Origin of the sequence: Micromonospora mangrovicola (assembly GCF_047200535.1) — a bacterium.
Lineage (GTDB): Bacteria > Actinomycetota > Actinomycetes > Mycobacteriales > Micromonosporaceae > Micromonospora.
The window spans coordinates 21,214-27,812 of record NZ_JBJZOG010000085.1 but is presented as its reverse complement, the minus strand read 5'-3'; the positions used below and the strand labels follow the sequence as shown (position 1 = coordinate 27,812).

General features: G+C 69.4%; 13 protein-coding genes. 5 read left to right on the top strand and 8 right to left on the bottom strand.

Annotated features, from left to right (window positions below; translation table 11 throughout):
- Nucleotides 1-224 precede the first annotated feature (224 nt).
- The 4 genes from ACL02O_RS26040 to ACL02O_RS26025 all read right to left on the bottom strand — a co-directional run bounded on the left by ACL02O_RS26040 (nt 225) and on the right by ACL02O_RS26025 (nt 2,400).
- Complete coding sequence (locus ACL02O_RS26040; RefSeq protein ID WP_412820791.1) at nt 225-545, bottom strand: CBS domain-containing protein; 321 nt, start codon at nt 543-545, stop codon at nt 225-227.
- A 156-nt stretch (nt 546-701) separates the two neighbouring features.
- On the bottom strand, nt 702-911 hold the full coding sequence (locus ACL02O_RS26035; RefSeq protein ID WP_412820790.1) for a rhodanese-like domain-containing protein: 210 nt from the start codon (nt 909-911) through the stop codon (nt 702-704).
- A gap of 508 nt (nt 912-1,419) precedes the next feature.
- The gene (locus ACL02O_RS26030; RefSeq protein WP_412820789.1) at nt 1,420-1,983 is read right to left on the bottom strand and encodes a bleomycin resistance protein; all 564 of its coding nucleotides are present in this window, start codon (nt 1,981-1,983) and stop codon (nt 1,420-1,422) included.
- Between the two features lie 27 nt (nt 1,984-2,010).
- Nucleotides 2,011-2,400: a heavy metal-responsive transcriptional regulator gene (locus ACL02O_RS26025; RefSeq protein WP_412820788.1), complete on the bottom strand. Its 390-nt coding sequence runs from the start codon at nt 2,398-2,400 to the stop codon at nt 2,011-2,013.
- A 183-nt stretch (nt 2,401-2,583) separates the two neighbouring features.
- Here ACL02O_RS26025 and ACL02O_RS26020 point away from each other — a divergent pair, with 183 nt between their 5' ends.
- From ACL02O_RS26020 to ACL02O_RS26000, 5 genes are all read left to right on the top strand, one after another.
- Entirely contained in the window at nt 2,584-2,727 is a 144-nt protein-coding gene (locus tag ACL02O_RS26020) for a hypothetical protein (protein ID WP_412820787.1), read from the top strand.
- Nucleotides 2,718-3,497, top strand: coding sequence for an alkylmercury lyase family protein (locus ACL02O_RS26015; RefSeq protein ID WP_412820786.1), 780 nt, complete (start codon nt 2,718-2,720; stop codon nt 3,495-3,497). The genes ACL02O_RS26020 and ACL02O_RS26015 overlap by 10 nt, the downstream gene beginning before the upstream one ends.
- A 147-nt stretch (nt 3,498-3,644) precedes the next feature.
- Nucleotides 3,645-3,974 (top strand): ArsR/SmtB family transcription factor, encoded by a 330-nt coding sequence (locus ACL02O_RS26010; RefSeq protein WP_412820785.1) that lies wholly within the window; start codon nt 3,645-3,647, stop codon nt 3,972-3,974.
- Complete coding sequence (locus ACL02O_RS26005; protein ID WP_412820784.1) at nt 3,974-4,708, top strand: cation diffusion facilitator family transporter; 735 nt, start codon at nt 3,974-3,976, stop codon at nt 4,706-4,708. The genes ACL02O_RS26010 and ACL02O_RS26005 overlap by 1 nt, the downstream gene beginning before the upstream one ends.
- Nucleotides 4,709-4,780: 72 nt before the next feature.
- Nucleotides 4,781-4,990, top strand: coding sequence for a DUF3703 domain-containing protein (locus tag ACL02O_RS26000; protein WP_412820794.1), 210 nt, complete (start codon nt 4,781-4,783; stop codon nt 4,988-4,990).
- A 98-nt stretch (nt 4,991-5,088) separates the two neighbouring features.
- Here ACL02O_RS26000 and ACL02O_RS25995 read toward each other — a convergent pair whose 3' ends face one another.
- The 4 genes from ACL02O_RS25995 to ACL02O_RS25980 are packed head-to-tail and all read right to left on the bottom strand — an operon-like array spanning nt 5,089 to nt 6,515.
- Entirely contained in the window at nt 5,089-5,424 is a 336-nt protein-coding gene (locus ACL02O_RS25995; protein WP_412820783.1) for a YnfA family protein, read from the bottom strand.
- Nucleotides 5,421-5,684 (bottom strand): hypothetical protein, encoded by a 264-nt coding sequence (locus tag ACL02O_RS25990; RefSeq protein ID WP_412820782.1) that lies wholly within the window; start codon nt 5,682-5,684, stop codon nt 5,421-5,423. Before ACL02O_RS25990 ends, ACL02O_RS25995 begins: the two co-directional genes overlap by 4 nt.
- A gap of 28 nt (nt 5,685-5,712) precedes the next feature.
- Complete coding sequence (locus ACL02O_RS25985) at nt 5,713-6,162, bottom strand: MerR family transcriptional regulator (RefSeq protein WP_412820781.1); 450 nt, start codon at nt 6,160-6,162, stop codon at nt 5,713-5,715.
- Entirely contained in the window at nt 6,159-6,515 is a 357-nt protein-coding gene (locus ACL02O_RS25980; protein WP_412820780.1) for a hypothetical protein, read from the bottom strand. Before ACL02O_RS25980 ends, ACL02O_RS25985 begins: the two co-directional genes overlap by 4 nt.
- Between the last annotated feature and the right edge of the window lie 84 nt (nt 6,516-6,599).

The following is a 6,599-nucleotide window of genomic DNA, read 5'->3' as shown; positions in this document are numbered from 1 at the left end:
GATCGCCGGCGGCGGCCCGCTCATCCCCATCTGACCCACGCACCACACGGTGTGGATCCGCCACCGCGACGGCGAGCCAGGCCCGCTGGGCACCGGTCAACCCAGCCGGCTCACCATCTCCGGCATCACGCAGGTCGTCCTCGCCGTGGGTGCCGATGCCGGCCTGCCAGGCCTCCGCCCCCCATTGTGGTGGGGGCAGTGTCGAAGTCCAGGATCTCGATCATTCAGGTGGAACTGTCGTCGAGGTCGGTGGCGTGCACGGTGCCCAGCAAGCGCCCCTCTGGGTCGGTGACGATCATGTAGGTCATGTGGTGGTCACGTAGATGGGACTGGATGGAGGCGAGCGGGGAGTCGGGTCGGGTGGTCGACGGCCCCAGTTCCATGACCTGATGCGCTGCCGCCTCGGGATCGCCGGCGAGTACGGTGTGGCGCAGCCGGCCGAACAGGGTGCGATCGGCGGCGAGGACCAGGGCGAAGCGGTACCGCGAGGCGTCGACCCGGGCGCGGACGGCGGCGATGGTTTCGGCGGGGCCGGCGGTGGGCACGTCGTGGCGCAGTTTGATGCCAGCGGTGGGTGCGTTAGCGCGCTCACCTTCGGTTGGCAGGTTGTGTGCGAGCCAGTCGGCCTTACCGGCGACGTAGTCGTAGACATCGGTGAACTCGAGAGCTTCAAGCCGGCACGCGGCTCGTGGGCTGAGGTCTCAAAGGGCGTCCGAGCAGTAAACGACCACGGCCCGAGTGCGGTCCAGGACAGCGGTTGTGCTGGCGTCAAGGGTTTTCAGCGGGATATTGATTGCATGGGGTAGATGCTGGTCGGCGTACTCGGCGGCGGGCAGCACCTCGACAAGTTGCGCGCCCACGTCCAGGAGGGGACGCAGTCGCGGCAGGTCGATGCGCGTAACCCTGCTCATGAACCTGTCCCTGGTGTGGTTCGAGAGGAGGAGTGACGCCACGCCGGTAGGTGATCCGCGACGCCATGACAACGGAGCCTCGCCGGAAACGGTGTGATCAAACTCCGCACATCACCAGCCTGCCACGCCCGAAACAGCCCAAACGAGCGAAGCGGCAGACTGTCGCCAGGACGAGTGAAGCAAGACGCACGCCGCCGATGGTGGGCGCCACGACACACGCCACCAGTGATCAGCTCGGCCGTCAAGGGCCCTTGGCGTTCGGACTCGTCTTCGGCGTGTCCAGTCGCGCCAGCTCTGCTCGCCGTTCAAGACGGCACCGCTGCGTACGGCATCCTCGCCCTGTCGACCACGATCTCTCGAGCCGCCGCACCGCTGACGGTCGCCGCTGTCCTTCCAGCGGTGGCCTGCTCGCGGTCGCGGTCTGCTGCGCCGCCGCCGCGGGCGTGCTCCTGCGAGCGGGGGCGTTGGCTGGTGGGTTCCAGGGCGCCGTTTCCTCCCCGGCGGGTCGTTAGGGGGCTGGACTGCCGAAGCGGACTCGGTTGCCGTCGGGGTCGGTCAGGACGAACTCGCGTAGCCCGTAGTCCTGATCGGCGATCGGGCCGACGCCGGTCGTGGCGCGGTGGCGCAGCCGCTTCCACAGTTTGAGCGCGTCGGTGACGTGGATGAAGCACTGGCCGGGTGTGGCATTGTCCGGTTCGAGGGAGAAGTGCAGTTCCACGCCGCCGGTGTGCATCAGCAGGTAGCCGGGGTGGCGGGCGGTCTCGGTGAACCCGGCCGCGGTGTAGAACGCCGCGGTGCGGTCCAGGTCGGTGCTGGCCAGGATCGGGATGGCTGCCCGCGGTCCGGCGTCGGTGCGGCTGCCGGTGAGCCGGCGCAACAGTGTCCCCAGCGGCGTGAACCGCAGCTGACGAAGTGCGCTGGCCGGACCGATGCGTCGGGCGGCCCAGATCGCGCAGATGAACACTCCGGGGGTGTCGCCCAGCTCGACGACCTCGCTCCTGGGTAGTTGGCGGCCGCAGCAGCCGCAATGTTCGTGGTCGAATTCTCCGACGGTTTCGGCGGCGACGGTCACGGCGGTTCCCCTCGGTACGGGTGCGGGCTACAGGTAGCGGCACACCTGCTCAGGTGGACAGGTGTCGGGGTCGGCGTTGACGGCAGAGCCATGGAGCTGGGCCACGGTGGCTCGCAGGGTGTGCAAGCCGGCGAGCTGGGCGTCGATGGCGTCGAGTTGCTGGGCGAGCCGTTGGCGCACCTGCCCGCAGGGGGCGTCGCCGGTATCGCGGACGGTGAGGATGTCGCGGATCTGGGCGAGGGTGAGCCCGGCGGCACGGCCGCGGCGGATGAAGTCGAGCCGAGCGATGGCGTCGTCGCCGTAGTCGCGGTAGCCGGCGGAAGTGCGCCCGGCGAGTGGGAGCAGGCCGCTGGCTTCGTAGAAGCGCAGGGTCTTGGTGGTGGTACCGGTTGCCTCGGCGAGTTCCCCGATCCGCATCTGGTGCCTCCTGTCGTCGCGCCTTGACCTTCCCTGCACTGGAAGGTCCAGTCTGGTACGGGTAGAGCCGTGACGACCAGGCGGTATGCGGGATGCCACCGAGAGCCGGTTGCTAGGAGGACTGTGATGACCGCAGCAGCACATCGCGCAGCAGAGGGCCGGGTGGCTGTTGAGCTTCGTTCCGTGCCCGACTGTCCGAACCTCGCCCCGGCCCGGCACGAGCTGCACGCCGCGCTGGCCGATCTTGGTCTGCCCCTCGCGGTGGTCACCGAGGTCGTGGGGGGACTTACCCGTCGCCGTCGATCCTGGTCAACGGCGTGGACGTGAGGGGCGGCATCGGCGACGGTTCGGCGGCCTGTCGCCTGGATCTCCCCACTGGCGAGCGCATCCGCGCTGCCCTGCGCCAGGCGATAGGCACCGGACCCGCTGGCGACGCGACGGAGCAGAGCCGGGTGGATTACTGGGCGCAGCCGGGCGATGCGATCCGGACCGATCGGCCCCGCCGCGCCGAGCAGCTCCCCGACAGCCTCCAGCAGGTGCACCGGGCGATCCTGCGTCACTTCGCCGCCAGCGGGACTGCCCCCACTGACGCCGACATCCGCGCTGGCGCCGGCGAGGCGGACCTGGACACCGCGAAGGCGCTTCGGGAACTTGCCCGGGAAGACCTTGTCGCCGTCGACAGCGCCGGGCGTCTGGTCGCGGCCTACCCGTTCTCCCCAACACCGACGCCGCACCGGGTGGCATTCGGCGATGTCGAGGTGTACGCGATGTGCGCCATCGACGCGTTGGGCATGCCGTTCATGCTCGGCGCCGACGCGACCATCACCTCCGCCGATCCGCACACCGGCCAACCGGTCCGCGTGACCATCACCAGCGGCGCCGCCACCTACCAGCCGGCGGAAGCGGTGATCGTGTACGCGGCCACCGGAGACGCTGGCCGCTCCGTGGACACCTGCTGTTCCACCATCAACTTCTTCACGAGCGCAGCCAATGCTCAGGCGTGGATCAACGCCCATCCCAACCTGGCCGCCACTGTTCTCGACCAGGACCAGGCCGTCACCCTCGGCCGCGACATCTTCGAACCGCTGCTCGCCTGATGCAGACAGCAACAACGCCACCCCGCCGCGGCGAACCGACACGAGGTGCCTCGATGCGCCGGCATCGACCAGGGTGGTCAGTGAGCAGCGGGATGATCTGATGGGTACAGCCATTGATGAATACAGCATGTGATGTACTGTTGATGAGTGGAGACGTTGACGTACGGGAAAGTGCTCGCCCGGTTCGGCCATGCGCTGTCTGACCCCATCCGAGCGCGGTTGCTCCTGGCGCTGCGTGACGCTCCGGGCTATCCGGCCGAGCTGGCGGACCTGGTCGGCACGACCCGTCAGAACCTGTCCAACCACCTGGCCTGTCTGCGTGGCTGCGGTCTGGTCGTGGCGGTGCCGGAGGGTCGGCGGACCCGCTACGAGCTGGCCGACGCGCGACTGGCGCACGCGCTCGGTGACCTGCTGAATCTGGTCTTGGCGGTCGACCCGACCGGGTGCGCGGACGCCGACGAGAAGAGCTGCTGCTGATGTCCGCCCCGTTGCTCCAGGTCCAGCCGGATCGCCGCGCGGCTCGGCGTGCTGTGCTTGCTCGGCGAGTGCGGCTACTGGTGGCCGCGACGATCGCCTACAACGTGATCGAGGCGGTGGTGGCGGTCGCCGCCGGCACCGCCGCGTCGTCCACCGCGCTGATCGGCTTCGGTCTCGATTCGGTCATCGAGGTGTCGTCGGCGGCAGCGGTGGCGTGGCAGTTCGCCGGACGTGACCCCGAGGCGCGGGAGAAGATCGCCCTGCGGATCATTGCCGTGTCGTTCTTCGCGCTGGCCGCCTACGTCACGGTCGAGTCGGTGCGCGCGCTCGCCGGGGGCGGGGAAGCCGAGCACTCCACCGTGGGTCTGGTCCTGGCCGGCCTGTCGCTGCTCATCATGCCCGTGCTGTCTCACGCGCAGCGGCGGGCCGGGCGTGAGTTGGGTTCCCGGTCGGCGGTGGTCGACTCCAAGCAAACCCTGCTCTGCACCTACCTGTCGGCGGTACTGCTCGTCGGCCTGGGCCTCAACAGCCTGTTCGGCTGGTCATGGGCCGATCCACTGGCCGCGCTCGTCATCGCCGCCATGGCGATCAAGGAGGGGCGAGAGGCATGGCGTGGCGACGCCTGCTGCGCGGTGCCCGTCAGCGGCGCGAACTCACTTACTTTCCAGGCTGAGGGCGCCGACGCCTGCGGGTGCAAGCCCGGCTGCTCCTGCTGCACGAGCGAGGCCAAGTGATCTTCCCGCGCCTGCCCGAACCGGTAGGCGTCGTGTTCGACGCCGAGCTGTTCACCGCGCACACCGCTACCGATTCCGCTGCCGCCCGGCGCAGCCGAACGCGGTCACATCCTGTCCCAGCCCTGGCCGTGGCGGCACACTGTCACCCACGCCGTGATGCTCGGACGAGCGCTACGCGAGCGCGACGTGGCCGAAGCGGTGGGCCAGGTGGTCCGGCTCGCGGTGGCCGGCCCTGGATCAGCCGTTGGCCGTTACCCGGAAGGCAACACGGGACGGGCCTGAGTGCCCCTCACCCAGCCGATGCGGGTGCCAGATGACTTGGCGGACATCCTGTCGCACCGAGCCGAGCGACCAAGTGGGCAGAAGCTCCGGCCAGGCGGCTAGCTGGCCCGCGGGGCGTACATGATGACGGCGACTCCGACAAGGCAGATGGCTGCGCCGAGGATGTCGTAGCGGTCGGGGCGGAACTTGTCGACGAGCATGCCCCAGGCGAGGGAGCCGGCGACGAAGACACCGCCGTAGGCGGCCAGGATGCGGCCGAAGTTCGCGTCGGGTTGGAAGGTGGCGGCGAAGCCGTAGACCCCAAGCGCGATAACGCCGGCCGCGATCCACAGCAGCCCCCGGTTTTCACGCCAGCCCTGCCACACCAGCCACGCGCCGCCGATCTCGGCGAGTGCGGCGAGGAGGAACAGCAGGATCGAGCGGGCGACCGTCATGCATCGGCCCGTAGTGGGAGCACCTCGCGGTCCTGCTGGTCACCCTGCTTGCAGGAGCAGTTGCTGCCAGCGCAGCCGGTCGCGTGGCGGTGTTTGCTGGCCCACCACCAGGACAGGCCGGCGAGCACGGCGAGGGCGACGGCGACGCCGGGCAGGAAACGGTTGACTGCTGCCCAGCTGGCACCGCCGAGAATCCCTGCGGCGAGCAGCGCCGGTAGCGCGCAGCAGGCGGCGCAGGCGGCACCCGCGAGTCCCGTCATGCCGGAGGGCAGTAGACGGCGCAGTCGGTCAGCAGGTGTCGGCACGATCGTTCCTCTCGACCAGCTCAACGAAGGGCAGGGGACAGCAGGAGTTACCGGCGCAGGCGACCAGGTCGTCGCAGCCGGCGGAGATGGCGGACCGCAGGGTGTCACGGATGACCGTCAGGTCAGCGAGCTTCTGCTCCACCTCGACGAGCTTTTCCCTCGCGCGGGCCTGCAGGCCGCTGTCCGGTCGGCCGCTGTGCTGGTGCCGGCCGGCGTCGAGCAGGTCGGCGACCTCGTTGAGGGTGAAACCGAGGCGCTGCGCGGTCTTGATCACCCGCAGCAGGGTGACCGTCTCGAACGGGTAGAGCCGATGCCCGCCCGGCGACCGTTGAGGCGAGGTGAGCAGTCCCCGGCGCTCGTAGTAGCGCAGCGTCTGCAGGTTGACCCCGGCCGCGTCGGCCAGCTGGCCGCTGCGCAGTCCCGATCCGCTCATCTCTGGCCTGTTGCCGCCGCGACCCTGGCGGCGAGAGCGTCCAGCACGTCGACGTGTCCCGCCGGTACCTGGACCTCCAGGGTCAACGAGTCAGGGTCGGGGCGTGAAAGGTCGAAGGTGAACAACGAGCAGCACGACGACTCGCGGGCCGTCAGATCCCTCGCCGTCTCCTCGATCCGCGCCGTGCCGTCGAGCCGCAACCGCAGGTGCCGCGCCGACACCCGGTCGACAGCGCGTACGGCATCGGTGAAGAACCGATCGAACTCGGCCAGCCGCAGCGGCCGTTCGGCCGTCGGCAGGGTGCACGCATCCGGCACCCAGGAGTCGTCTGCCGTGATGTGGTGGTCACTCATGCCACGACGGTAAGCCTGTACCTAGGTACTGGATGCAAGCCCAGTGTTACGTGTCACGTGCCCGAGAGTTCCGGCCGCTGGCGT